The sequence below is a fragment of the Roseibium sp. genome (assembly GCF_965229775.1).
Taxonomy (GTDB): Bacteria; Pseudomonadota; Alphaproteobacteria; order Rhizobiales; family Stappiaceae; genus Roseibium.
In genome coordinates, this window is the sequence record NZ_OZ245929.1 from 1965258 (window position 1) to 1991327 (window position 26070).

At 62.4% G+C, this 26070-nt stretch carries 25 protein-coding genes; 14 read left to right on the plus strand and 11 right to left on the minus strand.

Annotated features, from left to right (window positions below; genetic code table 11):
* The first annotated feature begins 47 nt into the window (after positions 1 to 47).
* Entirely contained in the window at positions 48 to 1616 is a 1569-nt protein-coding gene (locus ACO07N_RS08940) for an ABC transporter substrate-binding protein (protein ID WP_421980679.1), read from the plus strand.
* Positions 1617 to 1706: 90 nt separating this feature from the next.
* On the opposite strand, the gene ACO07N_RS08945 is transcribed toward ACO07N_RS08940, so the two are convergent.
* The 6 genes from ACO07N_RS08945 to ACO07N_RS08970 all read right to left on the minus strand — a co-directional run bounded on the left by ACO07N_RS08945 (position 1707) and on the right by ACO07N_RS08970 (position 7500).
* Positions 1707 to 3014 carry a TRAP transporter large permease gene (locus tag ACO07N_RS08945; protein WP_421980680.1) on the minus strand — a complete coding sequence of 436 codons (1308 nt, stop codon included), beginning with the start codon at positions 3012 to 3014 and terminating at the stop codon, positions 1707 to 1709.
* On the minus strand, positions 3014 to 3520 hold the full coding sequence (locus ACO07N_RS08950) for a TRAP transporter small permease (RefSeq protein WP_319385070.1): 507 nt from the start codon (positions 3518 to 3520) through the stop codon (positions 3014 to 3016). Before ACO07N_RS08950 ends, ACO07N_RS08945 begins: the two co-directional genes overlap by 1 nt.
* Positions 3521 to 3577: 57 nt before the next feature.
* Complete coding sequence (gene dctP, locus ACO07N_RS08955) at positions 3578 to 4591, minus strand: TRAP transporter substrate-binding protein DctP (protein WP_421980681.1); 1014 nt, start codon at positions 4589 to 4591, stop codon at positions 3578 to 3580.
* A gap of 97 nt (positions 4592 to 4688) precedes the next feature.
* Complete coding sequence (gene leuD, locus ACO07N_RS08960) at positions 4689 to 5297, minus strand: 3-isopropylmalate dehydratase small subunit (protein WP_421980682.1); 609 nt, start codon at positions 5295 to 5297, stop codon at positions 4689 to 4691.
* Positions 5294 to 6700 carry a 3-isopropylmalate dehydratase large subunit gene (gene leuC / locus ACO07N_RS08965; protein WP_421980683.1) on the minus strand — a complete coding sequence of 469 codons (1407 nt, stop codon included), beginning with the start codon at positions 6698 to 6700 and terminating at the stop codon, positions 5294 to 5296. Before leuC ends, leuD begins: the two co-directional genes overlap by 4 nt.
* Positions 6697 to 7500: a GntR family transcriptional regulator gene (locus tag ACO07N_RS08970; protein WP_421980684.1), complete on the minus strand. Its 804-nt coding sequence runs from the start codon at positions 7498 to 7500 to the stop codon at positions 6697 to 6699. Before ACO07N_RS08970 ends, leuC begins: the two co-directional genes overlap by 4 nt.
* Positions 7501 to 7646: 146 nt before the next feature.
* On the opposite strand from ACO07N_RS08970, the gene ACO07N_RS08975 reads away from it, so the two are divergent.
* From ACO07N_RS08975 to ACO07N_RS09000, 6 genes are read left to right on the plus strand one after another with little or no spacing between them, the layout of a single operon-like run.
* Positions 7647 to 8213, plus strand: a complete 567-nt coding sequence (locus ACO07N_RS08975; RefSeq protein WP_421980685.1) for a tautomerase family protein — start codon at positions 7647 to 7649, stop codon at positions 8211 to 8213.
* Complete coding sequence (locus tag ACO07N_RS08980) at positions 8210 to 9901, plus strand: hydantoinase B/oxoprolinase family protein (protein WP_421980686.1); 1692 nt, start codon at positions 8210 to 8212, stop codon at positions 9899 to 9901. The genes ACO07N_RS08975 and ACO07N_RS08980 overlap by 4 nt, the downstream gene beginning before the upstream one ends.
* Entirely contained in the window at positions 9901 to 11964 is a 2064-nt protein-coding gene (locus tag ACO07N_RS08985) for a hydantoinase/oxoprolinase family protein (RefSeq protein ID WP_421980687.1), read from the plus strand. Before ACO07N_RS08980 ends, ACO07N_RS08985 begins: the two co-directional genes overlap by 1 nt.
* On the plus strand, positions 11961 to 12581 hold the full coding sequence (locus tag ACO07N_RS08990; RefSeq protein ID WP_421980688.1) for a cysteine hydrolase family protein: 621 nt from the start codon (positions 11961 to 11963) through the stop codon (positions 12579 to 12581). The genes ACO07N_RS08985 and ACO07N_RS08990 overlap by 4 nt, the downstream gene beginning before the upstream one ends.
* Positions 12578 to 13444, plus strand: coding sequence for an isocitrate lyase/PEP mutase family protein (locus ACO07N_RS08995; protein ID WP_421980689.1), 867 nt, complete (start codon positions 12578 to 12580; stop codon positions 13442 to 13444). The genes ACO07N_RS08990 and ACO07N_RS08995 overlap by 4 nt, the downstream gene beginning before the upstream one ends.
* Positions 13425 to 14804 carry an FAD-dependent oxidoreductase gene (locus ACO07N_RS09000; RefSeq protein WP_421980690.1) on the plus strand — a complete coding sequence of 460 codons (1380 nt, stop codon included), beginning with the start codon at positions 13425 to 13427 and terminating at the stop codon, positions 14802 to 14804. Before ACO07N_RS08995 ends, ACO07N_RS09000 begins: the two co-directional genes overlap by 20 nt.
* Before the next feature lie 33 nt (positions 14805 to 14837).
* On the opposite strand, the gene ACO07N_RS09005 is transcribed toward ACO07N_RS09000, so the two are convergent.
* Positions 14838 to 16304, minus strand: coding sequence for an aldo/keto reductase (locus tag ACO07N_RS09005; RefSeq protein WP_421980691.1), 1467 nt, complete (start codon positions 16302 to 16304; stop codon positions 14838 to 14840).
* A 9-nt stretch (positions 16305 to 16313) separates the two neighbouring features.
* Positions 16314 to 16964 (minus strand): GntR family transcriptional regulator, encoded by a 651-nt coding sequence (locus ACO07N_RS09010; protein ID WP_421980692.1) that lies wholly within the window; start codon positions 16962 to 16964, stop codon positions 16314 to 16316.
* A gap of 149 nt (positions 16965 to 17113) precedes the next feature.
* Between ACO07N_RS09010 and ACO07N_RS09015 the strand changes: the two genes are divergently transcribed.
* The 7 genes from ACO07N_RS09015 to ACO07N_RS09045 are packed head-to-tail and all read left to right on the plus strand — an operon-like array spanning position 17114 to position 23192.
* Complete coding sequence (locus ACO07N_RS09015; protein ID WP_421980693.1) at positions 17114 to 17488, plus strand: TIGR04076 family protein; 375 nt, start codon at positions 17114 to 17116, stop codon at positions 17486 to 17488.
* Complete coding sequence (locus tag ACO07N_RS09020) at positions 17485 to 18567, plus strand: aldo/keto reductase (RefSeq protein ID WP_421980694.1); 1083 nt, start codon at positions 17485 to 17487, stop codon at positions 18565 to 18567. The genes ACO07N_RS09015 and ACO07N_RS09020 overlap by 4 nt, the downstream gene beginning before the upstream one ends.
* Entirely contained in the window at positions 18560 to 19333 is a 774-nt protein-coding gene (locus ACO07N_RS09025) for an ABC transporter ATP-binding protein (RefSeq protein ID WP_421980695.1), read from the plus strand. The genes ACO07N_RS09020 and ACO07N_RS09025 overlap by 8 nt, the downstream gene beginning before the upstream one ends.
* Positions 19326 to 20054: an ABC transporter ATP-binding protein gene (locus ACO07N_RS09030; protein WP_421980696.1), complete on the plus strand. Its 729-nt coding sequence runs from the start codon at positions 19326 to 19328 to the stop codon at positions 20052 to 20054. Before ACO07N_RS09025 ends, ACO07N_RS09030 begins: the two co-directional genes overlap by 8 nt.
* Positions 20051 to 20965, plus strand: a complete 915-nt coding sequence (locus tag ACO07N_RS09035; RefSeq protein ID WP_421980697.1) for a branched-chain amino acid ABC transporter permease — start codon at positions 20051 to 20053, stop codon at positions 20963 to 20965. Before ACO07N_RS09030 ends, ACO07N_RS09035 begins: the two co-directional genes overlap by 4 nt.
* Positions 20962 to 21939, plus strand: coding sequence for a branched-chain amino acid ABC transporter permease (locus ACO07N_RS09040; RefSeq protein ID WP_421980698.1), 978 nt, complete (start codon positions 20962 to 20964; stop codon positions 21937 to 21939). Before ACO07N_RS09035 ends, ACO07N_RS09040 begins: the two co-directional genes overlap by 4 nt.
* Positions 21936 to 23192 (plus strand): ABC transporter substrate-binding protein, encoded by a 1257-nt coding sequence (locus ACO07N_RS09045; RefSeq protein ID WP_421980699.1) that lies wholly within the window; start codon positions 21936 to 21938, stop codon positions 23190 to 23192. The genes ACO07N_RS09040 and ACO07N_RS09045 overlap by 4 nt, the downstream gene beginning before the upstream one ends.
* A gap of 53 nt (positions 23193 to 23245) precedes the next feature.
* Here the strand turns inward: ACO07N_RS09045 and ACO07N_RS09050 are convergent, their stop codons facing one another.
* From ACO07N_RS09050 to ACO07N_RS09060, 3 genes are all read right to left on the minus strand, one after another.
* Complete coding sequence (locus tag ACO07N_RS09050) at positions 23246 to 24139, minus strand: MBL fold metallo-hydrolase (RefSeq protein WP_421980700.1); 894 nt, start codon at positions 24137 to 24139, stop codon at positions 23246 to 23248.
* Between the two features lie 155 nt (positions 24140 to 24294).
* Positions 24295 to 24969 (minus strand): aspartate/glutamate racemase family protein, encoded by a 675-nt coding sequence (locus ACO07N_RS09055; protein ID WP_421980701.1) that lies wholly within the window; start codon positions 24967 to 24969, stop codon positions 24295 to 24297.
* A 66-nt stretch (positions 24970 to 25035) separates the two neighbouring features.
* Positions 25036 to 26049, minus strand: coding sequence for an NAD(P)-dependent oxidoreductase (locus ACO07N_RS09060; protein WP_421980702.1), 1014 nt, complete (start codon positions 26047 to 26049; stop codon positions 25036 to 25038).
* Positions 26050 to 26070 lie beyond the last annotated feature (21 nt).

Here is a 26070-nt window from a genome sequence, read left to right on the forward strand (position 1 = left end):
GCACGACTTCAGCGATACAAATCAAATTCCGACAGGGGAGCCTGACAATGAGTGATGGAAAGTTTTCAATAGGGTCGATGAACCGCCGCAGGTTCTTGCAGACAACCGGTGCAGCCACCGTCATGGCCGGCAGCACGTTGTCGCTGACCGGTACCGCAAAGGCGGCGCCGAAGCGCGGCGGCACGCTCCGCGTCGCCAAGGGTCACGGACAGACCACGGACACGCTTGATCCGGGCACATGGGAACATGGCTTCGTGATCGCGCTGGGGTATGGCTATTGCGGTTACCTGACCGGTGTTGCGCCCGATGGCTCCGTTGAGCCGCAGCTTGCCGAGAGCTGGGAAGCGGACGACGAAGCAAAGGTCTGGCGCTTCAAACTGCGTCCGGGAACAACGTTCCATTCCGGCAAGGCCGTCACGCCGGAAGACGTCATCGCGTCGATCAATTTCCACCGTGGCGACGATTCGACATCTGCCGCCAAGCCGCTGCTGGCCGCCATTGACGACATCACTGCCGAAGGCGACACGGTTGTCTTCTCGCTGTCGTCCGGCAGCGCCGACTTCCCGTTCACCTTCACCGATTACCATCTGCCGATCCAGCCGGCCAAGGACGGCTCCGTCGACTGGAAGTCCGGCGACGGCGCGGGCCCATACAAGCTGACGAACTTCACGCCGGGTGTTTCCGCAACGCTGACACGGAACGAAAACGACTGGAACAGCGATCGCGGTTTCTTCGACACGATTGAGCTGCTGGCCATCGTGGATCTGAACGCGCGTACGACCGCCCTGATTTCGGGCGATGTTCATGTCATCGACAAGCTGGACCTGAAGACAATCGGACTGATGGGGCGCCGCCCCGGCCTGACGATCCACGAGGTCGCCGGCAACCAGCACTACACGTTCGCCATGTCCACCAACAAGGACCCGTACACGGACAGAAATGTACGCCTTGCGCTCAAGCATGCCGTCAACCGCCAGGAAATGGTCGACAAGATCCTCTTCGGCTACGGCGCGGTCGGCAACGACCATCCAATCGGACAGGGCCAGCAGTTCTTCAACAGCGAACTGGAACAGCGCACCTACGATCCGGACAAGGCCAAGTTCTACCTGAAGGAAGCCGGTCTCGACAGCCTGTCGGTGACCCTGTCTTCAGCCGACGCGGCCTTCCCGGGCGCGGTCGATGCAGCTGTTCTGTTCCAGCAGTCGGCCAAGGATGCCGGTATCAATCTGGAAATTAACCGCGTGCCGAATGACGGCTACTGGTCGGATGTCTGGATGAAGGATCCTTTCACCGCGGTTTACTGGGGCGGCCGTCCGGTCGAGGACGCCATGTTCTCGACGGCCTACGCGAAAGGCGTCGCCTGGAACGACACCTTCTGGGACAATGACCGTTTCAATGAACTGCTGGTCACCGCGCGCGCCGAACTCGATCCTGACAAGCGCCGCACGATGTACTACGAAATGCAGGCCATCGTGAACGAAGACGGCGGCGTGATCATTCCGATGTTCGCGAACTACGTCTTTGCGACGTCGAACGACATCGTTGTCAGCGACAGCATGGCCTCCAACTGGGACATGGATGGCGAGCGCTGGATGGAGCGCTGGTCCTTCGCCTGAACCTGACAGGCATGAACGAGACGGGGCGGGTTTTCCCGCCCCTTTTTTTTGGCCTCGATCACTTGGTACCGACCGCCGTCTGCGCTTCGCCTATAGACCAGGCAGCCACAAAGCGATCTGCGGAAACAGCACCAGAAGCGCGACGAGCAGCAGTGAGCAGCCGATGAACGGGAAGGCGGACGTATAGATCGTCCGCATGGTCGTGCCCGGTGGCGCCACGCCTTTCATCACGAACAGCAGCAGCCCGAAGGGGGGCGTCGTGAAGCTGATTTCCAGTGCCAGCAGCATGATCAGTCCGAACCAGATCGGGTCGTAGCCGAGATTCATTGCGAGCGGAAAGAAGATCGGCACGGTCAGGAGCATCATGGAAATCTGTTCCATGAACATGCCGAGAAGCAGCAGCACCGCGAACATCACCATCAGCATTGCGAGAGGTGCCAGTTCGAACGAGATGGCCCAGTTCACCAGGCCGCGCGAGGCCCCTGAAAACGCCAGCAACTGGCTGAATGTCGCCGACCCGAACACGATCAGGTAGGCCATCAGCGTCACCTTGAGCGCGCCGGTCACGGACTTGCGCATGGCCTCCCATGTCAGGCACCGGAATACGGCCGCGAGGATCAGAACACCCAGGGCCCCGAATGCGGCCGCTTCCGAAGGTGTGACGAAGCCGTTGATCATCAGGATGATGATGACGACCATCACGCCGACCATTGGAACGACTTCGCGCAGCAGCAGTCCGATCTTGCTGGCAAGGGACATCGGCGCGACGTCATAGGCAGGGGCTGCCGCCGGATCCAGTTTCGTCTGCAGCCAGATTGTGCCGATATAGAAGCCGGCGAGGATCAGCCCGGGAATGACCCCGGCAATGAGCAGGGCGCCGACATCGATCTGTGCGAGCGTGGCAAGCAGGACTGCAAGAGCCGAGGGAGGAATGATGATCGCGAGGCCGCCCGTGCCGAGGATCGGGCCGATGCTCATGTGCGATTTGTAGCCACGCTGGCTCATCTCCGGAACCATCAGCGAGCCGAGCAGGGCTGTGGACCCCATCGACGAGCCGGACAGGGTCGAAAAAGCCGTGCCGCCGAGCACGGTGACATAGCTCAACCGGCCCGACAGTCTGCCGAGCAGCTTGTCGATGGCGTTGAACATGCGCCCGCCCAGCCCGGTATGAAAGAAGATCTCGCCCATCAGCAGGAAGAGCGGGATCGGAACGAGCGCGAATTTCGTCAGTGATCCGAGGCCGTTGTTCAGGAGCTGGCCGATGCCGCGTTCGCCGCCCATGAACACCCAGGCGCCGACGATGTTGGCGGCCAGGAACGCGAGAGCGACCGGCATGCCCATCGCCATCAGAAACACGATGACACCCAGCAGGAGGGCGAGAGCCTCGTACCATTCCATTATTCGTGTATCCCCGCTTCACCGGTATGCATCAGCTCCGAACCGACGACGAAACGCATGAATTCGACTGCCATCAGGCCGAAGCTCAGCGGAAAGGTGACCGTCAGCAGCCAGCGCGGGTAGTAATAGGCGCGGGTGTCGTAATCGCCCCGCTCGATATTCTTCAGAAACAGTTCCAGGCCCTTCCAGGCCAGGATGACGCAGACCAGCACGCAGGCGAGCGCGACAAGGCGGCTGACGACGTGGCGCGGACCTTCCGGCAACGCGGACGTGACCAGCTCGATATGAACGTGGCCCTTTTCGCGCACCAGCCACGGTGCCCCCAGCATGGTCATGTAGAGGAGGCCGTATTCGGACGATGTGAACAGCCACGCAAAGGGCTGCAGTCCGAGGTTCCGCATCACGACGGAGATGACGACGGACACCATCAGCCACACCAGTGTTGCACCTGCAAACACTGCCATGGCGTCAATCACGTGCCCGTAAATCCTGGAAACAGCCTTCATGCATCAGCCCCGGCATCATGCGTGATCAGGCCCGCCGGGGGCGGGCCTGTCTTACCGTTATTTTGCTGAATCGAGATCGTAGAAGAGTTCGATCAGCGTGTCGTAGTTGTCGGTCCCGCCCGGCTGTTCCGCCATGAGGCCTTTCATGCGCTCCCAGGTCTTCTCGCGCGCGGCGGCCAGGTAATTGGCTTTCGCCTCGCCTTCCAGTGAGACCACCGTCATGCCGGCAGCTTCCAGCGCGGCGAAATCCTCGTCGCGCTTGGCGCGCAGGGCTTCGACACTGTCCTTCTCGTGCTGGATGGCGACATCCTGAAGGATCTTCTTGGATTCGTCCGACAGCGAGTCCCACTTCTCCAGGTTGACGATCACGCCGAGATCCGTTGAGAAGAAGCACGGCTCGATCCGGTAGTTCAGGAACTCGTTCCACTTCAGGTCGATCAGGCCGATCTGCGTCCAGCCGGTCGCATCGACAACACCGCGCTGAAGCGCGGAATAGACTTCGCCGGTCGGCAGATCGATCACCTGTGCACCGAGATAGTTGGTGAAGAAGGCGTTGTAGACGTTGTTTCCGCGCAGCTTGAGGCCTTCGACTTCCAGGTTGCCGTTCTCATCGAAGGTCGGCTCGTTGCGCGTCCAAAGATTGTAGCAGACGCCGCTGTCGAACCAGCCCAGATACTTCAGGCCCATCTTGTCCTGGTGGATCTTGTCGATCAGCTCGGTGCCGCCGTTCTGGCGTGTCTCGACAGCGGTCAGGTTGGACGCGACCATCGCGTCCTTTTCCGGCAGCGCGCCGCCGTAGAAGGACCCCGGCGTGTAGACCATGTCGACAATGCCGTCGCGCACCGCGTCGGGCTGCTGGAACATGCCGATGGCTTCCGGCCCGCCGCGCACCTCGATCTGAACCACGCCCTTGCCGGCCTCGTTCACCTTGTCCACGAAGGACAGGAAACTCTTGGTGTAGATCAGCGTTTCGGGAAACGCGTGAACGGCGGTGATCTTGTCTTCCGCCTGCGCAGACGCTGCCATCAGCGCCGATCCGGCAACAAGGCCGGCGAATATCATCCTCATCATTTTCTCTCTCCACTTCACAGGATGGCTTTTGCCTTTATCCCTCTGGTTGTTCAGGCTGTGCCCTGATGCTTTGTGCCCTTGCGCTTCAAGAGCCGGTTCATGTCGGCGATGGCCGTACCCATGGGGCTTGACCGTCGAGTCTCCGTTTGTGTTGTCCGATTGCTTCTGCGTGCTGCATCGTCAGATCGATGTCGTCCCAGCCGTTGATCAGCTTCGTGCGCCAGCCCGGATCGATGTGAAATTCGATTGTCCTGTCATCGATGTTCAGGTGACCGGCCTCCAGGCAGAGATGGGCCGGTCTTGAGCTGTCTTCGAGCACGCGCAGCAGGACATCGAAATCCTCTTCCGAGATGCGTGCCGGGAGAAGTCCGTTGTTGACGGCATTGCCTGCGAAAATGTCGCCGAAGCTTGGTGCGAACACGGCCCGGATGCCCGCATCGACCAGCGCATAGACGGCCGCTTCACGCGACGACCCGCTGCCGAAATTGCGCCCGGCGACCACAATCGACGTGTCCTTGTGCCGGTTCAGCGGAAAATGCGGATGTTCATCGCCGCTCTCGTCCCTGCGCAGATCATGCAGCAGAAAGCCGCCATAGCCTTCGCTGCGCGGCGTTGACATGAAACGCGACGGGATCAGCTGATCCGTGTCGATATTGTGAAGCGGCAGGGCAACGGCCTGTCCGCTGTGTTTGGTCCAGCCGCTCATGGTGCGCGTCCCTTCAGGAGCGGCCGAACGTCCGTGATGGTTCCTGTCACCGCCGCTGCGGCCACCATGGCGGGAGACATCAGATGTGTCAGCGCACCCGGTCCCTGACGCCCGCGGAAATTCCGGTTGGTCGAAGAGGCGCAGCGCTTGCCGGGGTCGACGAGGTCGCCGTTCATGCCGACGCACATCGAACATCCGGACGCGGCCCATTCGAGCCCGGCATCGACGAAGATGCGGTCGAGACCTTCCTGCTCCGCCTGCGCCTTCACGAGGGCCGACCCGGGCGAGACCAGACCGGACACCCTGGCCTTGCGCCCCGACAGGACGGCGGCCGCCTGCCGCAGATCCTCGATCCGGCCGTTCGTGCAGGACCCGATGAAGACCTGGTCGACCGGCACGCCCTCGATGGGACGTCCCGCCGGCAGCCCCATATAGTCCAGCGCATCGCGCACGGCCTGCGCCCTGCCGTTGGCAAGGGCTTCCGGGTCGGGGATGGGAGAGGTCACCGGGATTGCGTGTTCCGGGCTGGTGCCCCAGGTCACGGTCGGTGCAATGTCACCTGCGTCGAGCCGGATGTCCCGGTCAAACGGGGCCTCTTCGTCAGATGACAGTTTCGCCCAGTGTTCCAAGGCGGCGTCCCATGCGGACCCCTGCGGGGCATGCAGACGCCCCCTGACATAGGCAAATGTTGTTTCATCCGGCGCGACCATCCCGAAGCGGGCCCCGCCTTCGATCGACAGGTTGCACAGGGTCATCCGGCCTTCCATCGACAGGCAGCGTACGGCGCTGCCGGCATATTCGATCGCATGTCCCTGGGCGCCGTCCGCGCCGAGCATTGCGATCCAGTTGAGCGCAATGTCCTTCGCGCTCACACCCGGACCAAGCTCCCCGTCTATCCGGATGCGCATGGCGGCGGGTTTTTTCTGCCAGATCGTCTGCGTTGCCAGCACATGCGCCACTTCCGTTGCACCGATGCCGAATGCAAGTGCGCCGAATGCGCCGTGGGTCGAGGTGTGGCTGTCGCCGCAATTGACCAGCAGGCCGGGAAGGGTCAGGCCCTGCTCCGGGCCGACGACGTGAACGATCCCCTGTCCGGGATCGTTCAGGTCGAACAGCTTCAGACCATGTCTTGCGGCGTTGGTCCGCAGCGTCTCGATCATGTAGGCAATCCGGGGTGCAAGATCGCGATCGCGCGTGCGCGTAGGGGCATAGTGATCGACCACTGCAAAGGTCAGCGCCGGTTCCGCGACCGGAGCTCCGCGCTCCGCCAGTTTTGCGAACGCATGGTGCGAGCCTTCGTGAACAAGGTGCCTGTCGACCCACAACAGGGAGGACCCGTCTGCGCGCAGCACGATCTCATGCGCAGCCCAGAGCCTGTCCAGAAGTGTGTGCGGCGCCGTCATGCGGGATCACCCGGGGGTTTCCCGATCGCAGGTTCCCAGTGGCGCGTGTTGCCGTCGCCGACCCTCGTGAGCGGCATTTCGAGCCGGAACATGTCTGGCCGGTAGAGCCCGGACAGATATTCAACCCCGTTGCCGTTGACATCGCGCACCACGCGCCGCAGCGAAAGCAGGGGCGATCCGACAGCAATTCCGAGTGCCTCGGCAACGTCCGGTCCGGCAAGCGTGGCCGAGACGGATTGATGGGCGTCCTTGATCTGGACCCCGCTCAGCTCCAGAAGCTTGAACAGGGGGGTCGTCGCCAGATCGTTTTCTGAATAGTTCGCGGCAATCGTCGCGGGCACGTAGGTCGTCAGATGCGAGAACGGCGTTCCGCCGGTGCTGCGCACGCGCGTTGCGATCTGAACCTGTTCCTTGGGCTCGAGCCGCAGCGAACTGGCAACGAATTCAGGCGCAGGTCCGTAGGAAAAGGACAAGAGGCGGGCAGTGGTGTTCTGTCCCATCTCCACAAGCTGGGGCATCAGCGTGGCGAGGTTCATCGCCATCGGTTTTTCCCGTTGCCCCGATGTGCGTACCGTCGTGCCGCTGCCGGCACGCCGGACGATCAGACCGGCCTCGGACAGTGCATCCAGGGCCTTTCGGATCGTCACGCGGGAGACGCCGAACAGCTCGGCAAGCTTTTGTTCGGGGGGAAGGTTCTTGCCGTCTTCGAGCCGGCCGTCCGCGATCTGGTCGCGGAGGGACAGATAGACCTGCCGCGCCTTGGCCCCTTCCGGAAGCAGCGATTTTGCAGGCTTGTTCACGACCAAAAATCCTCCCTGATCCTCGCATAATGTTATCGCCGGTTTTAAAAAGATCAAGCTTCGGTACGATTGATTTGTCTTTTTCTGTCTTAACAACATATACAAATTAGTATTATAAAAAATACAAATATCGGGAGGGAGGCGGAATGCCGATCGTTGAACTGCATCTCTTGAAAGGCTATGGGGCCGACGAGAAACGCCGCCTCCACGAGGCGCTGACGGATGCCGTCCGCCTTGTCGTGCCAGCCGGGCCGGATGCCATCACGGTCATGGTCCACGAGATGGAAGCCGAAAACTACTCCCGCGGCGGCAGGCACCGCGCAGGCGCCCCGGCATTGCCGGACCCGGCCGACATCGTCCGACGGTTCCTCAATGCCATGGAGGCTCGCGAGATTGAAAAGGCCGAGTCGATGCTGGCGGCCGGCTTCTCGATGCGCTTTCCGGGAACGAAGCCGATGCACACCCTGCCGGAACTGCTCGACTGGGCCCGGCTGCGCTATCGGTTCGTCAGGAAAACCTATGACGGATTCGACGCCATGCAGAGCCGTGACGAGGCCGCAATCGTGTACTGCCGGGGCACCCTGTCCGGCGAATGGCCTGACGGGACACCGTTCGAAGGCATTCGTTTCATCGACCGGTTCGAAATCGAAGCGGGCAGGATCACGCGACAGGACGTGTGGAACGACATAGCGGAGGTTAGGGCGCAAGCATGAGCGAAATCGATGCCATTACCTTGTCGGTCCTGTCCGGCCGCATGGAACAGATCGCCGACGAGATGGACGCGACGCTGTTCCGGGCGGCGTTCAACCCGATCATTGCCGAGGCGCATGATGCCAGCCACGGACTCTATAACGCGGCGACCGGCGACACGCTGGTGCAGGGAAAATCCGGGTTGCCGATTTTCGTCGGCGTGATGGCCTTCGCAGTCAAGGCCGTAATTGAAAAGGCCGCCGCCGACGGTGATTTGCAGGACGGTGACATCTTCATCTTCAACGACGCCCATATCGGTGGCACGCATCTGTCGGACATGCGCCTTGTCCGCCCCTACTTTCGCGACGGAAAGCTGTTCTGTTATCTCGCATCGGTTGGCCACTGGCACGATGTCGGCGGTGCTGTTCCGGGCAACTACAATCCGGCGGCAACGGAGGTTTTTCAGGAAGCCTTTGTTCTGCCGCCCGTGCGTCTCGCCCGGGCCGGTGCAATCAATCAGGACATCATTGACATCCTGCTCAGGAACACGCGGCTGCCGCAATCGGCAATGGGCGATCTCAATGGCCAGCTCGGTGCACTGGATCTCGGCGTCAGGCGGATGGACGAACTGCTGGATGAATACGGGGCGGAGACCGTATCCGCCGCGCTTGATGCCCTTGGTCACCGTGCTGAAGCGCTGATGCGCTCGGAACTTCAGGACCTGCCGGACGGGCGCTGGGAGGCGGAAGACTTCCTCGACAATGACGGCATCACCGACGAGCCGCTTGCAATCCGGGTCGCGCTGGAAATCAGCGGCGACCGGATGACGCTCGATTTTGCGGGGTCTGCGCCGCAATGCGCCGGGCCGGTGAACATTGCCCTGCCGACGACGGTCGCCACCGCCTATGTCGCAATCAAGCATATTTTTCCGGCGCTTCCTGCAAATGCCGGCGTGATGCGGCCGATCACCGTAGAAGTCCCCGAAGGCTCGCTGCTCTCGGCAGAGTTTCCAAGTCCGACGGGCGGATACACCGAAACGATCCTGCGCATGATCGACGTGATTTTCTCCGCCTTTGCCAAGGCGGCACCCGAGCGAGTGGTCGCCAACGCCTACGGCACGATCAACGCGCTGTCGATTGCGGGCAAGCGCAGCAACGGCAAGCCATGGGTCATGTTCAGCTTCTATGGCGGCGGCCATGGTGGTTCGCCGGAAAGCGACGGCCTCAATCACGGCAACGCGCCGATTTCGACGGCGACGATCCCGCCGATGGAAATCCTCGAAGCCGCCTATCCGGTGATGTTCCGCACCTGGGCTCTGCGCCCGGACAGCGCCGGCGCGGGCCAGCATCGCGGCGGGCTGGGTGCGGTTTACGAGATCGAGGTGCTGGAGGAAAACGGTGCAGAAGCGTTTCTCTTCGGCGAGCGCGGCCGGTTTGCACCCAAGGGGATCGCGGACGGCGGTGATGGTGCCTTGAATCGGTTTTCCTTCGAGCAGGATGACGGCTGGCAGACACCACCGCTCGCCTCGAAAATGCGCGGCATCAGGCTGCGTCAGGGACAGGCTGTCCGCCTGGAAACGCCAGGCGGTGGCGGCTATGGCAAGGCGGAAGACCGCGCGCCGGCAGACGTCGCGCGCGACGTGGCAAGAGGCATGATGGACGAGGGCAGCGCTGACGAGCTCTATGGCAACAGCTGGCGGGAGGTGTCCTGATGAGCGGTCGCATGATCGGGGTCGATGTCGGCGGCACCTTCACGGATGTCTTCGTTCTGAACGAACAGGACGGAACCGCGGAAGTCGCAAAGGTTCCCACCACCCGGCCGGACCAGTCGGGAGGTTTTCTGGACGGGATCTCGCAGCGGGTGTCGGATCTTTCGGAGATCTCCGTCGTGATCCATGGAACAACGGCCGGCACCAACGCCCTTTTGGAGCGCAAGGGTGCAAAAACCGGGGTCATCTGCACTGACGGCCTGCGCGACGTGTTGGAAATGCGCCGCCGGGACCGGCCGCGCACCTGGGGGCTGCGTGGCGATTTCGAGCCGGTGGTCGATCGCCGCGACCGGTTGGAGGTTCCCGAACGAACCCTTGCGGACGGCACGATCCGCACACCCGTCGATCTTGAAGCGGTGCGCGGCGCCGCGCGTCAGCTGCGCGAGCAGGGCTGCGAAGCCGTGGCGATCCTTTTTGCCAATGCCTACGCCAATGCGCAGAACGAGGCAGCGGCGGTTGAGGCCGTGCGCGAGATCTGGCCGAACCCGCACGTGTCGGCTTCCTCGGAAATCCTTCCCGAGATCCGGGAGTTCGAGCGGTTTTCGACAACGGCGCTGAACGCCTATCTGCAGCCGGAAGTGTCCGGATACCTGCACAGGCTGGAAAACGCGCTGAAAGCGGGCGGGTTCGACGGCGAGTTCATGATCGTGCAGTCCAACGGCGGTGTGATGGCAGTTGATACCGCGTGCCGCCTGCCGGTGCGCACCGCCCTGTCCGGTCCTGCCGCAGGCGTGATCGCCGCGGGCTACATCGCTTCGTCCGCCGGATTTCAGAACGTCATCACGGGCGACATGGGCGGTACCAGCTTCGACGTCTCGCTCATTTCGGACGGGCATTCCATGCTGTCGCCACAGACCTCGATCGATTTCGGCATGGTGGTACGCACGCCCATGATCGAAATCACCACCATCGGCGCGGGTGGCGGCTCGATTGCCTGGGTGGACAAGGGCGGTTTGCTCAATATCGGTCCGGAAAGTGCCGGATCGGACCCCGGCCCGGTCGCCTACGGCCTCGGCAACACCCGTCCGACGGTGACCGACGCCAACGTCGTCCTGGGACGCATCGATCCGGACAACCCGATCGGCGGAAAGCTGACGCGGCTTGACGTCGAGGCTGCAGCCGCGGCGATCAACACACATGTGGGCGAGCCCCTTTCGCTGGATACGGTCCAGGCCGCCGAGGCGATCCTCCGGGTTGCCAATTCCAGAATGGCAGGCGCGATCCGTCTCGTCAGCATCGAGCGCGGGTTCGACCCGAAGCATTTCGCCTTCATGCCCTTTGGCGGCGGCGGGGCCTTGCATGCAGGTGCCATGCTCAGTGAAGTCGGGATCGCCCGGGCCATCGTCCCGCGCTATCCGGGCGTCACGTCCGCCATGGGCTGCGTCATCGCGGACATGCGCCAGGACTTCGTGCAGACGATCAACACGCTGGTCGATACGCTCGATGAAGCTGCGCTGGGCAGCTTCATGCAATCGCATGTCGACCAGGGCATGTCGCTGCTGGATGCGGCCAGAACCAGATTTGAAACCCGCGGGCTGACGTTCGAACTCGACATGGCCTATGTCGGTCAGACCCACACCGTGTCTGTCCCGCTGAGCGTTTCAGCGGAGAACGGCAAGGTGACGCCACCGACGCGGGCCGACATCGAAAGCGCGTTCGATACAGCCTATCAGGCAACGTTCGGCCGGCTTCTCAAGGGGGGCGTCAGGCGGATCCTGAATCTCCGCAGTTCGGTTACGGGACTGCGTCCGAAATTCGATCTCAGGGCGCTCGCGCCTGTGGGCACCGATGCGCCCGATCCCAAGGCGCGCCGCAAGGTGCACTTCGGCAATGAATGGCACGAGACGGGGATTTTCGACCGGCTGTCGCTTCCGGTCGAAACAGTGATCAACGGCCCGGCGATCCTGGAACAGCCGGATACGACGGTGCTTGTCGAGCCGGGCCTGCAGGCCAGGGTCGACGCCTTCGGCAATACCATCATCGAACCTTCGGAGGGCCAGTCATGAGTGAACCGACCCAGTGGGATCTGAAAAGAACCGCCCTTCTGACAATCGATCTGCAGAATGACTTCCTCCATCCGGAAGGCGCCTATGGACGCGCCGGTCAGCGGTCCGACAGCATTGCGGCGCTGCCTGCCCGCATCAGGCCGCTTGTCGATGCCTTGAGAAAACGCGGCGGCCACTACATCTCGGCGCAGTTCACGCTTGTGCCGGACGCCGACGGCGAACCGTTGATCGCCGCACACCTGAAGAAGTTGAGACCCTTCCTCGGCAAGGGCGACTTTGCGCCGGGCAGCTTCGGCAACACGCTGGTGGATACGCTCTACCCGGCGGACTTCGTTGTCGAGAAGGTTGCCTATTCGGCCTTCTACCAGACCCGCCTGGAATACATCATGCGGGCCGTCGGTATCGACACGCTCATCGTCGGCGGCATTGTCACCAATGGCGGTGTCGCGTCGACTTTGCGGGACGCGCATCTGCGCAACATCGACACGGTTCTTCTCACCGACGGCTGCGCGGCCTTCGACAGCAAGGTGCATGAGGCAACGCTGCTGTCGCTCGGAACGGTGACCACTGAAATGTCGTGTGAAGAAGTGCTGGCCTGGCTGGAGAAAACGTCATGAGCCTCAAAACCCGTCTCCAACAGCACAAGATCCTTGTCGCGCCGGGTGTCTATGATGGCCTGACGGCGGCAATCGCGGCCTCGGCGGGCTTCGAGGCGCTCTATCTCAGCGGCGCGGCGGTGGCCTATACGCGTCTCGGCAGGCCCGATATCGGGCTGACTTCCGTGACTGAAATGACGGAAACCATGGCGCTGATCGCGGACCGGACCGACCTGCCCGTCATCATCGATGCGGATACCGGCTTCGGCAACGCGCTCAACGCACAGCGCACGATGGGGCTGTACGAGCGGGCGGGCGCGTCGGCGCTTCAGGTCGAAGACCAGACATATCCGAAACGCTGCGGTCACCTGTCGGACAAGTCACTCATTCCGGCCGCGGAGATGGCGGGCAAGGTGAAGGCGATGGCGGATGCGCGCCGGTCGGCCGAAACATTGATCATTGCGCGCACGGATGCGATTGCCGTTGAGGGATTTTCAGCGGCGATCGACCGCGCCGAAACCTACCTTGAGGCCGGTGCCGACGTTCTGTTTGTCGAAGCGCCGCAATCCCGCGAACAGCTTTCCGGCATCGCAAAGCACTTCGAAGGAAGGGTTCCGCTCCTGGCCAACATGGTGGAAGGCGGCGCTACCCCGATCACCGGGGCGGATGATCTGGAAGAGCAGGGCTATTCCATCGTGATCTTTCCAGGCGGGATCGTGCGCGCCATCGCGCGCACGGCGGGCGATTATTATCAAAGCCTCCTTGAGAACGGCAGCAACAGGCCCTTCGCCGCGCGGATGTATGATTTCGACGGTCTCAACGGAGTGATCGGAACGGCCGAGTTGCTGGCGAAGGGGGCCGCCTATGATCGTGACGAAAGCTGAGGTCGCGCCACCACCCGACACGTTCGACCTGGACTGTGAAACCCTGATTGTCGGTGCGGGTGCGGGCGGGCTGGTTGCAGCGCTTGCCGCACACGAAGCCGGGCAATCCGTTCTCGTGATCGAGGCGGACCCGGTTCCCAGGGGCTCGACCGCGCTTTCCGCCGGCCTGATACCGGCAGCCGGAACGAAGGCACAGGCACAAGCCGGGATTGAGGATACTGCCGCGCAGTTTGCCGCCGACATACAGGCGAAGGCCGGCAACGAGAACGAGCAGGCGCTGGTCGACCGGCTGGCGGTCAATTCCGCTCCCGTGATCGACTGGCTGACCGAAACACACGGCCTGCCCTTCACGGTGATTACAAATTTCGACTATCCGGGTCACAGCCGGCGGCGGATGCATGGCCTGCCGGCAAGGTCGGGCGCTGAACTGATCGACACCTTGCGGGCGACCTGTGAAAGGTCGGAAATCGATATCATCTGCGAGCGGCGTGCGGTGCGCCTCTTTCGCGACGGCGATCATGTTGCAGGTATCGGGGTTGTGTCTCCGGACGGCGGCGCTGAGACGATTGGCTGCCGGAAGCTGATCCTTGCCTGCAACGGTTTTGGCGGCAATCGGGGACTCGTGACAAAACATCTCCCCGAAATAGAGAACGGCCTCTGGTTCGGTCACGACGGCAATCGTGGCGAAGCCGTCTTGTGGGGCAGCGAGATCGGTGCGGATCTCAAGCATCTCGGAGCCTACCAGGGGCATGGAAACGTCGCCCATCCGCACGGGATCCTCATTACCTGGGCCGTGATCACCGAGGGCGGCGTGCAGGTGAACAGGAATGGCAGGCGGTTCTGGAACGAGGCGCAGGGCTATTCGGAAGCCGCGCGGGCTGTCCTTTCCCAGCCCGGCGGAGAGGCATTCGCGATTTTCGACAGCCGCATTGCGGAGATCGCGCGCCAGTTCGAGGATTTCAAACAGGCCGAAGCCGCCGGGGCGATCAAGACGAGCGCGACGCTCGAGGGGTTGGCGCTGGAACTGGGTCTACCCGATAGGCCTTTTGCGGAAACCATCGGCTCGATACCGTTGGGCGGTACCGATGTTTTCGGCAGACGGTTCGCAAACCAGAGCCTGGAAGCGCCCTATTGCGGGGTGCGGGTCACGGGAGCTCTGTTTCATACGCAAGGAGGTTTGCGCACCGATGAGCAGGCGCGCGTCATGCGGATCGATGGATCGTCGTTTGCCAATCTCTTTGCCTGCGGCGGCGCCGCGTGCGGCGTTTCAGGCATGTCCGACAGCGGTTACCTGTCAGGCAACGGCCTCTTGAGCGCCGTTGTTCTGGGCCGTCTGGCGGGAGCTGCACCGCTGGTCTGACGCGAAGCGGTCGCGTTCGGGCCCGCCGCGCCTTCACGACGCCTGCAGGAGTGCCTCGGCTTCGATTTCAACCTTGTGGTCGCCGATCAGTCCTGCGACGACAACAAGCGTGTTGGCCGGTTTGATGCCGGAAAAGACGCGTCCATGCGCCCGTGAGATGTCGAGTACATCCGCCTCGTCGACGATGTAAATTCGCGTCCGAACCACGTCATTGGCGCTGGCGCCCAATGCGGTCAGTGCCGCCAGGATCTTGTCGAGTATGTAGGTTGTTTGCGCACCGGCATCGCTGGGCGCGACTGCCCGGGCAGCGCCGGCGACGGCCGTCGTGCCCGAGACGAGGATCCTGTCGCCGATCTTCTGGGCACGGCAATAGCCGGCAATCTCTTCCCAATCAGACCCCGTCAGCACTTTTGTGGCGTCCGGACGATGGGTTGCGGCGACCGCATCATGGGCGAGCGGCATCTCTGCAAGATGATGGCTCAGGTCCCCCGACGCGGTCAGGAACGGCGGTTTGCGATACTCGTCGCCGCAGTCTCCCGGAACCTCCTTGGTTGCGTGAAACGCCTGTTCGAGCCGCGCGTGATCCTCGGGGTCGAACTGGAAGGAAAAGGGCCTGCGGTTGTCGGCGATATGCTCTGTTTCACCGATCCGGGCGCCGACGATGATCCCGGCGACCGCCTCCTGTTCGAGAACCCAGCGTGTTGCCACATTTGCGATCGAGACGCTATGCTTTGCGGCAATCTCGCTCGCGGCGGAGAGGATACCCTGAAAGCCTGACCACCCACCGGCAGCGTCGATGAAGCGCTTGTACTTCATCTTGGACCAGTCGGTGATATCCGCGGGTTCAGGCTTTCCGAGCCACCGGTCCGACAGGAAGCCGCCGCACAGCGTGCCGTAGCCAAGCAGCCGGACACCCCGCTCGGCGCAAAGCTGCGACAGCGGACCGCGTGCGCGCCGGTCAATCATCGAGAAAGACACTTGGTTGGTGACCAGCGGGATGCCGTCCGACAGAGCCAGCCGGAGATGTGCGGCATCGAAATTGGTGACGCCAAGCGCCTTGATGAGGCCTTCCTGTTGCAGCCGCGTCATCTCGTGGAGCGCATCCAGCCAGGCGGGATGCTCGAAGCTCCACCAGTGGAACTGCAGAAGATCGATACAGTCCGTGCCGAGCCGGTCCAGCCGCTCCTGAACGCCCCGTCGCACGATGTCCGCCGTCATCGGACCGGGTTCGGGGCACCACTTGGTGAAGACCTGGGGGCGCTTGCCTGCGCCATACCTTGCCAGCAGACGGCCGGAAATGATCTCGGCGCTGCCGTAGTGATCGGCCATGTCGAAGGTGGAAAAGCCGGCAGAGAAATAGGCCTCCAGGTCGTCGGCGGCTTTCTCCGGATCAAGCGTGACCCCGTCCTTTTCCATGTCCGCCACCTGCCAGAGGCCGGTCAGGATGCGGCTGATCTCCAGTCCGTCTGCAAGTGTCTGGCGGGGCGGTACGGCTGTCATCACGGTCCCTCAGCTTTCCGGCAGCAGCAGTTTGAAACTGCGCTCAATATCCAGCGCAAGCGCCCGTTGCGCGGCCTTGCGGTCGGATTTCCTCAGGGCGGCGATGATCTCTTCGTGGTGAATGTGTTCGGGGATTTCGTTCGCGGCCCGCTCCTGTACCACGAGGTTCAGAAAGGCGCCGTATTGAAGCCAGAGCGCCTCGACGAGCGGCAGGATCACCCGTGAGCGCGCGTGGCGGTAAAGGCTGAAGTGAAAATCGTAATTCTGTTTGAGGTCCGGCATGTCGCTGTCGGTGCGTGGCGCTGAAATGATGTCTTCAAGCGCATCGATACCGCCCGCGTTCAAATGATCCATCGCCTCTTCAAGCAGCAGCGCCTCGAGGGCAAGACGTGCGGATTTCAGTTCGCGCATCCGCTCCGCGTCGAACGGCGGAACTTCCAGCGTCCGGCTCGGCGTATCGACAAGCGCACCCTCGGCGACCAGACGCCTGACCGCCTCGCGGACCGGCGTCATGGAGGTGCCCAACTGGTCCGCCAGCGTGCGCAGGCTGACCGTCTCCCCCGGGGCAAACGCGCCGCGCGTGAAGGCCTCGCGCAGAGCGTCATAGGCACTCTCGCGCAGTTTTGACTGGTCTATCCTTGCGATTTTCGGCGCACTCATCTCCGCCCCACGGACCCGTGCCGGGTTTCTTTCCTTGACAAGCTCATTTTGTGACATGGTATAAAATATCACAGATCACACGCAAGGCGCCAAACCTAAAAAAGTGGGGAGCGGTGGCGGGTAAAGGGAACACACACCTGGATGACACGATGCCCGAGCGAGACGACGGTTTCTGGCTGTATGACCTGAAGGTCGAAACGGTGCTGGACGGCCGGACGCCGGTCTGCCGGCATATTGAGGGGGAAAGTTTCTCCGTCGAGGGGGAGGCGCTCGTGTTCGACAAGTGTCAGCGTGTCTCCATGTATGCGCTTGCGGCGGTCTTGCCGCTGCTGCCGGCAAAGCAGCGTGACACGCACCCCAATGACTGGATGTCGACGGATGCCGAAGTCGCCTGTGCCGACCCGCATTGCGGCGGCCGGTTCCGGATCACACGCACCGCCAGGCGCTGGTTCACCCATTCTGAAACGACGGGCCTGCCGGAGACGCGCAGCACGCCGTATTGGCGGAAGGAAGACGCCAAATGAGCGTGGAAACCGCAGCGCTGCGCCCCGGCTACGAGATCTCGCGCGTCATCAAGGGCGGCTGGCAGCTTGCGGGCGACCACGGGCCGGTCGAGCCGCAGGCAGCCATCGCCGACATGGAAGCCTTCCTGGATGCAGGCATCACGGCATTTGATTGCGCCGATATCTATACCGGTGTCGAGGACATGATCGGCACTTTCATTGCCGATCTGCGCAAGCGCCGCGGCTCGAAAGTGGCTGATAGGGTACAGGTGCACACGAAACTCGTGCCCGATCTCGAACGCCTGGAAAACCTCTCCGATGCGGAAGTCGAGGCAATTGTCGACAGGTCGCTGAAAAGGCTCCGGATCGAGCGTCTGCATCTGGTCCAGTTCTACTGGTGGGACATGTCGCTCGGCAGTCCGGTTCGCGCGATGGAAGTCCTCAAACGCTGCCAGGAAAAGGGCAAGATCGCCAATCTGGGCGTGACCAACTGGGATGTTGCGGAGACCGCGCCCTTTCTCGACGGCGGGATCAATCTCGTGTCGACCCAGGTTCAGTATTCGCTGCTCGACCGGCGGCCGGAAGCCACACTTGTTCCCTGGTGCGCACGGAACAATGTCGGCCTGCTGTGCTACGGCACCCTGGCCGGCGGATTTCTGACCGAAGCCTGGCTCGGACAGCCCGATCCCGGATACACTTTCGAAAACAGGTCCCTGGTGAAGTATCGCCTGATCATCGATGAATGCGGGCCCTGGTCCGCGTTTCAGGCCTTGCTGCAATGCCTCAAGCAGATCGGCGACAGGCACGGCGTGTCGCTGAGTTCTGTCGCAACCCGCTGGGTTCTGCAGCAGCCGCAGGTCGCGGCTGCGATCGTCGGTGCAAGATATGCGCGGCACTTGCCGAAGACACTGGAGGTTTTCCGCTTCCACCTTGATGAGCAGGATCTCGCGCGCATAGCCGGTTGCCTCGACGCGGCGCCGGGCCCCTCCGGCCCGGTGTTCGCATTGGAGCGTGACAGAAACGGCCGCCACGGGCGCATCATGAAGTACAATCTGAACACGAGGCCTGACGACGCGGTGCTGGGGGCGTCAAATGGATGATGCGATCCTCAAGCTGACCGGTGTCAGCCGGTCTTTCGGTGACTTCAAGGCGGTGGATGACGTCACGCTGGCTATCCGCGAAGGATCGATCACCGGCCTGATCGGACCGAACGGTGCGGGCAAATCGACGCTTTTTAACGTGATTGCAGGCGAACTGGCACCGTCATCCGGGTCGGTCAGCCTGTCCGGCACGGACGTCTCCCGGCTTCCGCCTGACCAGCGGTTTGCGCTTGGACTTGGCCGGACCTTCCAGGTCCCGCGTCCCTTCGCCCGCATGAGCGTTCTGGAGAACGTCATGCTCGCTCCGCTGCAGCAGACGGGAGAAACACTTCTCGGTGCCGTGTTCGGCAAGGCGCGCATTCGCGAACAGGAAAAGGCCATCCGCAACCGCGCGCTCGAGGTGTTGGACTTTCTGACGCTACGCCCCGTCTCGGATCAGCCGGCCGGCAAGATTTCGGGCGGCCAGATGAAGCTCCTGGAGCTCGCGCGCGTGCTCATGGGTGACCCGCGACTGATCCTGCTGGACGAACCCGCAGCCGGCGTCAATCCGGCTCTGACCGAAGTGCTCATCGAAAAAATCGAGGAACTCAATAGGGGCGGGAAGACCTTCCTCATCATCGAACACGACATGGACTTCGTGATGCGCCATTGCGATCCGGTGATCGCACTGGCCGAGGGCAAGGTGGTGTTCCAGGGCACGTCCGCTGAAGCCCAGTCCAACCCGGTTCTGCTGGAAGCGTATCTGGGGGCGCCGATCGATGCCTGACACGTTGCTGCGGATCGAGACACTGACGGCGGGATACCGGCCGGACCTTCCGATCCTGCGCGGTGTGTCGCTGGAAGCGCGAGCCGGGAAACTGACGGCGATCATCGGCCCGAACGGGGCCGGCAAGTCCACCCTGATCAAGGCCGTTGCCGGTCTCTTGTCGATCACCGAGGGCCGCGTCCTGCTGGAAGACAGGGAGATCACCGGCCTGGCGCCGGACCGCCTGTCGCAGGCCGGGATCGCCTATGTGCCCCAGACCGACAATGTCTTTCGCACGCTCACCATCCAGCAGAATCTCGATCTGGTCCTGAAGTCGCATCGCAATCCGGCGGAACGGGTCCGGGCGCTCTTTGAGCGGTTCCCCGTGCTTGGCGAAAAAAGACGCGACAGGGCCGGGTCGCTCTCCGGCGGGCAGCGACAGTTTCTGGCCGTTGCCCTGGCACTCGCGGTCGAACCGCGGCTGATCCTCATGGACGAACCTTCCGCGGGCCTGTCGCCCAAGGCCGCCGAAGAGGTGCTCGATCACGTGAAGCAGCTGACCCGCCAGGGCGTTTCCGTGCTCTTGGTCGAGCAGAATGTGAAGCAGGCCCTCAAGCGTGCCGACCATTGTTACGTGTTGGCCGAAGGCCGGAACCAGATCGACGGCCCGGCGCAGGAGCTGCTGGCGGATCCGGCGTTGGGCCGGATCTATCTCGGCGGCGAACGGAAGGGGGCGGCATGATCCAGCATCTTGTTGACGGCATCCTGGTCGGTTCTTTCCTGTCGCTCGGCGCGATCGGACTGACGATGGTGATGCACATCCTGCGGTTCGCCAATTTCTCGCACGCCGAACTCCTGTCGATCGGCGCCTATTGCGCGCTGGTCTTCGACAGGCTGTTCGAGAGCCTGCTGCCAGTGCTGGCGGCAAAGATCGGCCCCTTGTCCATGACGGGCGCGCTCCTGCTTTCGATCCTCTTTTCCATGGTCGTGACGGGCCTGTCTGCGGTTCTGATCGACAAGCTGGTGTTCCGCCGGGTCCGGCAGAAAGGCGGCGAACTGTCGATGGTGTTCGCCTCCTTCGGCATGTCGCTTGTCATCCGCAATGTCATCGGGCTCGTCTTCGGCCTGTCCAGCGAGCTTTACTCCCGCGACATCGCCTTTGCCATGGTCCTGTCCCGCGACCCGCTGCTGCTGGTGAAGCCCGATCAGGTGTTCGTTTTGATTGCCGCCCTGGTCATCATGTTCGCGCTCTATATCCTCTTCTCGCGCACGACGATCGGGTTTGCGCTCAGGGCGATTGCCGAGAACCCGAGCCTTGCCCAGGTGCACGGCGTCAACCTGAAGAAGATGATCGCGCTTGTCTGGATCATGGGTGGCGCGCTGGGCGCAATTGCCGGTGTCTTTTACGGCCTGAGCTACCAGATCACGCCCGTGATGGGGCGGGACCTGGTGCTGCCGATATTCGCCGCGACAATTGTCGGGGGGATCGGCAGTGTCTACGGCGCGGTGCTCGGCGGGTTCATTGTCGGCGTCGCGTCCAACATTGCCCTGGTGGTTCTGCCGTCCGGCTACAGCCCGTCAGTTCCCTTCCTGATGATTCTTCTTGTTCTTCTCATCCGGCCGAACGGTCTCTTCGGGGAGGCGAGGACATGATCGGCGTCGTCTCCTATCTCGTGTTCTTTACGACGGTTGCCGCCATTCTCGGCATCGCGGTGCTCGGCCTGAACCTGCAATGGGGCAACACCGGCCTCTTCAACGGCGGTGTCGTCGCTTCGTTCGGGGCCGGCGCCTATGGCACGCTCATCCTGGGCGGCGCGCCGCAGGACAGCCAGCTGGGCGGGTTCGAGCTGTTCTATCCGCTCGCACTCCTGGGGGGCATGGTTGCGGCCGGCATTCTGGCATGGGCGGTGGGGCGGCTTACCCTGCGGCTGCGGCACGACTATCTGGCGATTGCCACATTCGGTGTGGCGGTCGCCTTTGAAAACGTCATGCGCAATGCGACCAGCATCACAGGCGGCGCCCAGGGCATCCGCGGTTTCGAGCGCCCGTTCAGGCAGATGCTCGGCGACGGCTTCACCTACAACGTGGCGTTCCTGATCGTCGTCCTTCTCATTCTCTGTGCGGTCTACATTTTCCTTGAGCGCCTTACTGTCTCACCGTTCGGCCGGTTGCTGCGCGCCATCCGGGAAGACGAAACCGCGGCCAGATCGCTGGGCAAGTCACCGGACAGAATCCGCCTGATATCCTTCGTGACCGGTTCCGTTGTCATCGGTCTAGCCGGAAGTCTCTACGGTACGTTCTACGCCTTCGTCAGCCCGCAGGATGTTCTTCCCATCCTGACGTTCCAGATCTGGGCCATGCTGATCGTGGGCGGCGCCGGAAATGCCAGGGGTGCACTTGCCGGCGCCTTTCTGATCTGGGGCGCCTGGACCTTCTCCGGCTGGGCCCTGTCCCGCTTCGCACCTGTCGAAGCTCAACTCTACACCGGCTCGATCCAGTTTGTGCTGATCGGTCTGGTGATTGTCGGTATGCTGCTCTGGAGGCCTCAGGGCCTGTTCCCCGAGCGGCTGATCGTTTCCCAACCCGGCCGGAGCCGGGAGAAAACACAAGCAGAGGGGTTCACATGAGAACGTTACTTACGATTGCGGCCTTCGCGGCCGGCGTGTCGGCTCTTGGAACGGGAGCGCACGCACAGGACTGCACGACCAAGATCGGTGCGACGCTGCCGACGTCGGTCGACTGGGGCCGGCCGATTGCCGAGGTTGCGCAGTTCGCCGTCGACCAGGTGAACGAGGCCGGCGGTGCTGCGGGATGCCAGATCGAAATGGTTCTGCGCGACACCCAGGTCGATCCCAAGGTCGGTGTCGATGCAGCCAAGGCACTGGTCGATCTGGAAGGCGTCAATGTCCTGCTCGGCGCGGTCTCGTCGGGTGTTTCGATGCCCATCCTGACCTCCGTCACGGTCCCGGGCGGCGTCATGCAGATGTCCTGCTGCTCGTCCTCGACAGCCTTCACCAAGCTCTCCGAGGAAGGCAAGACCAACGGTCTCTGGTTCCGCACATTCGCAACGACGGCCGTCCAGTCCGCGATGGCCGCGAAAGTGGCGTCCGACAAGGGCTACAAGAAGATTGCCGTTCTCTACAAGAACGACGACTGGGGCCAGGACATGGCCCGTTTGATCGCGGCTGACTTTGCAGCGGCGGGGATCGAGATCACGTCGTCCGTCGCCATCAACGATGCCCAGCCCTCCTACCGCGCCGAAGTGACCGAGGCGATCGGCGGCCAGCCGGAGGCGCTTTACCTTGCGCTTTACCCGAATGAAGGCACATCTGCAGTCCGCGAGTGGCTGTCGCTCGGCGGGACACAGGACATGATCCTGGCGAACTCGCTCAAGTCCGACGAGTTCAGGGACAATGTCGGCCTGCAATATCTCGGCAATGCGCTTGGCACCGACACCGCGTCGCCGCGTGTTGCCAGCGCCGATGCGTTCAAGGCAGCCTATGTGGAGAAATTCGGTTCCGAGCCGAACGGTCCCGGCCTTGCCAACAGCTTCGATGCCGCAATGCTGGCCCTTCTGGCGATGGAAGCGGCCGGCAAGGACGCATCCGGCGCCGATATCGCCGCCGCGGTCGCGAAGGTAACGGATCCGAACGGCACCCCGGTCACGGCGGATGTCGCCGGCTTCACCGCCGCCAAGGAGACGCTCGCGGGAGGCGGCACGGTCAAGTATCAGGGCGCAACCGGCGATGTCCGCTTCGATGCAAACGGCGACGTGTCCGCACCGGCCGTTGTCTGGAAATTCACCGACAGCGGCACCGAAGAAGTGGAGTATCTCTCCCTCACCCAGGTCGATGACTTCATCGCGTCGTTGAAGAAGTAACCGAAAAATTGATCGATACCCGCCGTTGCTACCGGCGGGTATCGATCAAAGACCTAAAGCTCGTTCACCGGCACTTTCAGGAATGTCTTGCCGCTGTCATCGGCGGGCGGCAGCTTGCCTGCGCGCATGTTGACCTGGATGGACGGAATGATGAGCTTGGGCATGGAGAGCTGCGCATCCCGTTCGGTGCGGAACTTCACGAACTCTTCCTTCGTCTTGCCGCCGCCGACATGGATGTTGTGTTCCTTCTCGTCGCCGACGGTCGTTTCCCACTGGATGTCCCGCCCGTTCGGGCCATAGTCGTGGCACATGAAGAGGCGCATGTCCTCAGGAAGCGAGAGCACCTTCTGGATTGAATCGTAGAGGATCGCCGCGTCGCCTCCGGGGAAATCCGCGCGGGCCGAACCGCCGTCCGGCATGAACAGCGTGTCTCCGGCAAAGGCTGCATTGCCCATCACGTGCACCATGCAGGCCGGCGTGTGGCCGGGAGTTGCCATGGCGAAGGCCGTCATCTCGCCGATCTGGTAGGTGTCGCCATCCTGAAACAGGCGATCGAACTGGCTGCCGTCACGCTGGAACTCCGTGCCTTCGTTGAACACCTTGCCGAAGGTTTCCTGAATCACCGTGATCTGATCGCCGATGCCGAGCTTGCCGCCGAGTTTCTGCTGGATATAGGGGGCGCCAGACAGGTGGTCCGCATGGACATGGGTTTCGATCAGCCATTCAAGCTCAAGCCCGTTTTCCTCGATATAGGCAATGATTTCGTCCGCATTGTCATAGGTGATGCGGCCGGCGGCCATATCGATATCCATGACACTGTCGACAACGGCGCAGGCCTTTGAGGCCGGATCCTTGACGACGTAGCTGATCGTGTTCGTTGCCGGATCGAAAAAGGCCTTCACGTCCGGAACGATCGCCATGTCGACAGGATAATTGGACCTGATCATCTGTGTCTCCTCTGACAGGTGCCTGCCCCAACGATATTTTTTCAAGAATCGCCCATCCGAAGGACCGATGCAACGTCTTTCGCCGGTCATCGGGCATCAAAATCGTCACAGGAGAACGTGAAGTGACAGCGCCGTTCAAGCCCGCCCGGGCGCCGTCAGATGTGTTGCGCGACATCGTCGGCATGGATGCCGGCACAGTCGACAACCGGAAACGCTGTCTCATCGGCTGTGAAAACGGCGTTCAGATCCGTGCCTCCCAGCAGCACGGCCTCGGCTCCCCGGTCGACAAGCGCGCGGCCTGCGCGAAGAAAGACGTCTCTCAGTTCGTCTTTCAGTTCCCGGCTCGGCACTCCCGACTGTACCAGCGTCACATAGGCCTCGTGGACATGTTTCAGGTCACTCCCTGCCGGTGCCAGGACATCGACGGGTGCGAGCTTGCCGTACATGCCGGAGCGCATCACCGGTTCCGTGCCGAGGATGCCGACACGCGCCATGTCCTTTGCACGCAACCAGCTGGCAAGGCTTTTGGTGAGATCGAGGATCGGCAAGGGGGAAATCTCCGCGAATGCATCGATGCAGAAGTGACCGGCGATGGAGGTGATGACGACGTTGTCGGCGCCGGCCGCCTTTAGTCTTCTGGCAAGGCGCAAATAGATGTCGCACTGTGCAGCGCCGTCGTCCGCCGTCAGGTTGGCGAGCAGGGTTGGAGCGTCAGCGTGAACAATGGTCAGTTCCAGGTCGCGGCCCTTCTCGGCGGCCAGTCTGATCAGCCGGCGGTAGTAGAAGTCGGTGGCAGCTGGGCCTATGCCGCCGATCAAGCCGATGTGCAAGATGCGCCTCGTGAATGTGAAAGAACTTGTTCGCAGAACCTTAGCCGGACCAACTGCAAACTCAAGTCAGGTCGTTTCGATCGGTTTGCTTCTGAGCCGTCCGACCGTTTCCGGCTCCGCACGCCGGCAGGCAACGGGGGGCAGGCCCTTCGCGATTTGCGTCATGTCTTCAAGGACGAGCGCGCCGATCTGCTGGAGGGCTGAGGTCAGGGCACCCGCGCGATGGGCGGAAAACAGAATGCCCGGCACCTTGCGGATCGGGTCGTCGGCAGCGACGGGTTCTTCCGGAAACACGTCCGTCGCGATGCGCAGGCGGCCGCTGGAGGCTTCTTTCGCGAGCGCGTCGAAATCGGCAATCGCCGCCCGGCTCAGGAGAACCAGCATCGCCTGATCCTGCATCATCGACAGCTTTTCGGCGTCCAGTAGGTGGGCATTCTCGGTGGTAATCGAAGCCACCACGAAAACCACCCGGTTCTGCCGCAACAGGTCGTCCAGCGAAACGGGTTCGACACCGAGACGGCGCAGGTGATTGTCGGGCAGCCAGGGATCGAACGCCGAGACCTTTGCCAGGAACGGGGCAAGCAGCTTGTGAAGGGCGCGTCCGAGGTCGCCGAAGCCGATGAAGCCAATCCTGCTTCCGGTGATAAGTTCGGCCTGCGTGTTGCCCTCAAGACCGTATTTTTCGGTTCCGGACAGAAAGTCGCTGTGGCTGGAGTGTACGCCGCGCGCCAGTGACAGCGCCATGCAGAGCCCCATCTCGGCGACGGGCAGCGCAAACACGGACGCCGGCGTCAGAACGTGCACGCCGCGCCGCAGGCAAGCGCCATAGTCCACATTCGGGAGAAAATTCGTCTCGACATTGATCAGGGCCTTGAGCTTCACCGCCTGCTCAAGCCGGTCGGCCTCCATGGTGTCCTGGCTGATGACGATGTCGGCTTCCGGCAGATATCGGTCGAACGCCGCGTCGCGCTCGGCTGGGTCTATCTCGATCACGTCAAATTCGGAAAAGAACCTGCTGCGGTCGGCAGCGCTGAAGATCTCGTCAGTCTGGCGCGGAGCGGGATCATAGAGAACGCGCATGTTTCGTTTCTCCCAAAAAAC

Bases quoted from the DNA above. Each gene is read 5' to 3' on its own strand.
- ACO07N_RS08940 (WP_421980679.1), top strand. From the start codon at position 48: ATGAGTGATGGAAAGTTTTCAATAGGGTCGATGAACCGCCGCAGGTTC.
- ACO07N_RS08945 (WP_421980680.1), bottom strand. From the start codon at position 3,014: ATGGAATGGTACGAGGCTCTCGCCCTCCTGCTGGGTGTCATCGTGTTT.
- ACO07N_RS08950 (WP_319385070.1), bottom strand. From the start codon at position 3,520: ATGAAGGCTGTTTCCAGGATTTACGGGCACGTGATTGACGCCATGGCA.
- dctP (WP_421980681.1), bottom strand. From the start codon at position 4,591: ATGATGAGGATGATATTCGCCGGCCTTGTTGCCGGATCGGCGCTGATG.
- leuD (WP_421980682.1), bottom strand. From the start codon at position 5,297: ATGAGCGGCTGGACCAAACACAGCGGACAGGCCGTTGCCCTGCCGCTT.
- leuC (WP_421980683.1), bottom strand. From the start codon at position 6,700: ATGACGGCGCCGCACACACTTCTGGACAGGCTCTGGGCTGCGCATGAG.
- ACO07N_RS08975 (WP_421980685.1), top strand. From the start codon at position 7,647: ATGCCGATCGTTGAACTGCATCTCTTGAAAGGCTATGGGGCCGACGAG.
- ACO07N_RS08980 (WP_421980686.1), top strand. From the start codon at position 8,210: ATGAGCGAAATCGATGCCATTACCTTGTCGGTCCTGTCCGGCCGCATG.
- ACO07N_RS08985 (WP_421980687.1), top strand. From the start codon at position 9,901: ATGAGCGGTCGCATGATCGGGGTCGATGTCGGCGGCACCTTCACGGAT.
- ACO07N_RS08990 (WP_421980688.1), top strand. From the start codon at position 11,961: ATGAGTGAACCGACCCAGTGGGATCTGAAAAGAACCGCCCTTCTGACA.
- ACO07N_RS08995 (WP_421980689.1), top strand. From the start codon at position 12,578: ATGAGCCTCAAAACCCGTCTCCAACAGCACAAGATCCTTGTCGCGCCG.
- ACO07N_RS09000 (WP_421980690.1), top strand. From the start codon at position 13,425: ATGATCGTGACGAAAGCTGAGGTCGCGCCACCACCCGACACGTTCGAC.
- ACO07N_RS09005 (WP_421980691.1), bottom strand. From the start codon at position 16,304: ATGACAGCCGTACCGCCCCGCCAGACACTTGCAGACGGACTGGAGATC.
- ACO07N_RS09010 (WP_421980692.1), bottom strand. From the start codon at position 16,964: ATGAGTGCGCCGAAAATCGCAAGGATAGACCAGTCAAAACTGCGCGAG.
- ACO07N_RS09015 (WP_421980693.1), top strand. From the start codon at position 17,114: ATGCCCGAGCGAGACGACGGTTTCTGGCTGTATGACCTGAAGGTCGAA.
- ACO07N_RS09020 (WP_421980694.1), top strand. From the start codon at position 17,485: ATGAGCGTGGAAACCGCAGCGCTGCGCCCCGGCTACGAGATCTCGCGC.
- ACO07N_RS09025 (WP_421980695.1), top strand. From the start codon at position 18,560: ATGGATGATGCGATCCTCAAGCTGACCGGTGTCAGCCGGTCTTTCGGT.
- ACO07N_RS09030 (WP_421980696.1), top strand. From the start codon at position 19,326: ATGCCTGACACGTTGCTGCGGATCGAGACACTGACGGCGGGATACCGG.
- ACO07N_RS09035 (WP_421980697.1), top strand. From the start codon at position 20,051: ATGATCCAGCATCTTGTTGACGGCATCCTGGTCGGTTCTTTCCTGTCG.
- ACO07N_RS09040 (WP_421980698.1), top strand. From the start codon at position 20,962: ATGATCGGCGTCGTCTCCTATCTCGTGTTCTTTACGACGGTTGCCGCC.
- ACO07N_RS09045 (WP_421980699.1), top strand. From the start codon at position 21,936: ATGAGAACGTTACTTACGATTGCGGCCTTCGCGGCCGGCGTGTCGGCT.
- ACO07N_RS09050 (WP_421980700.1), bottom strand. From the start codon at position 24,139: ATGATCAGGTCCAATTATCCTGTCGACATGGCGATCGTTCCGGACGTG.
- ACO07N_RS09060 (WP_421980702.1), bottom strand. From the start codon at position 26,049: ATGCGCGTTCTCTATGATCCCGCTCCGCGCCAGACTGACGAGATCTTC.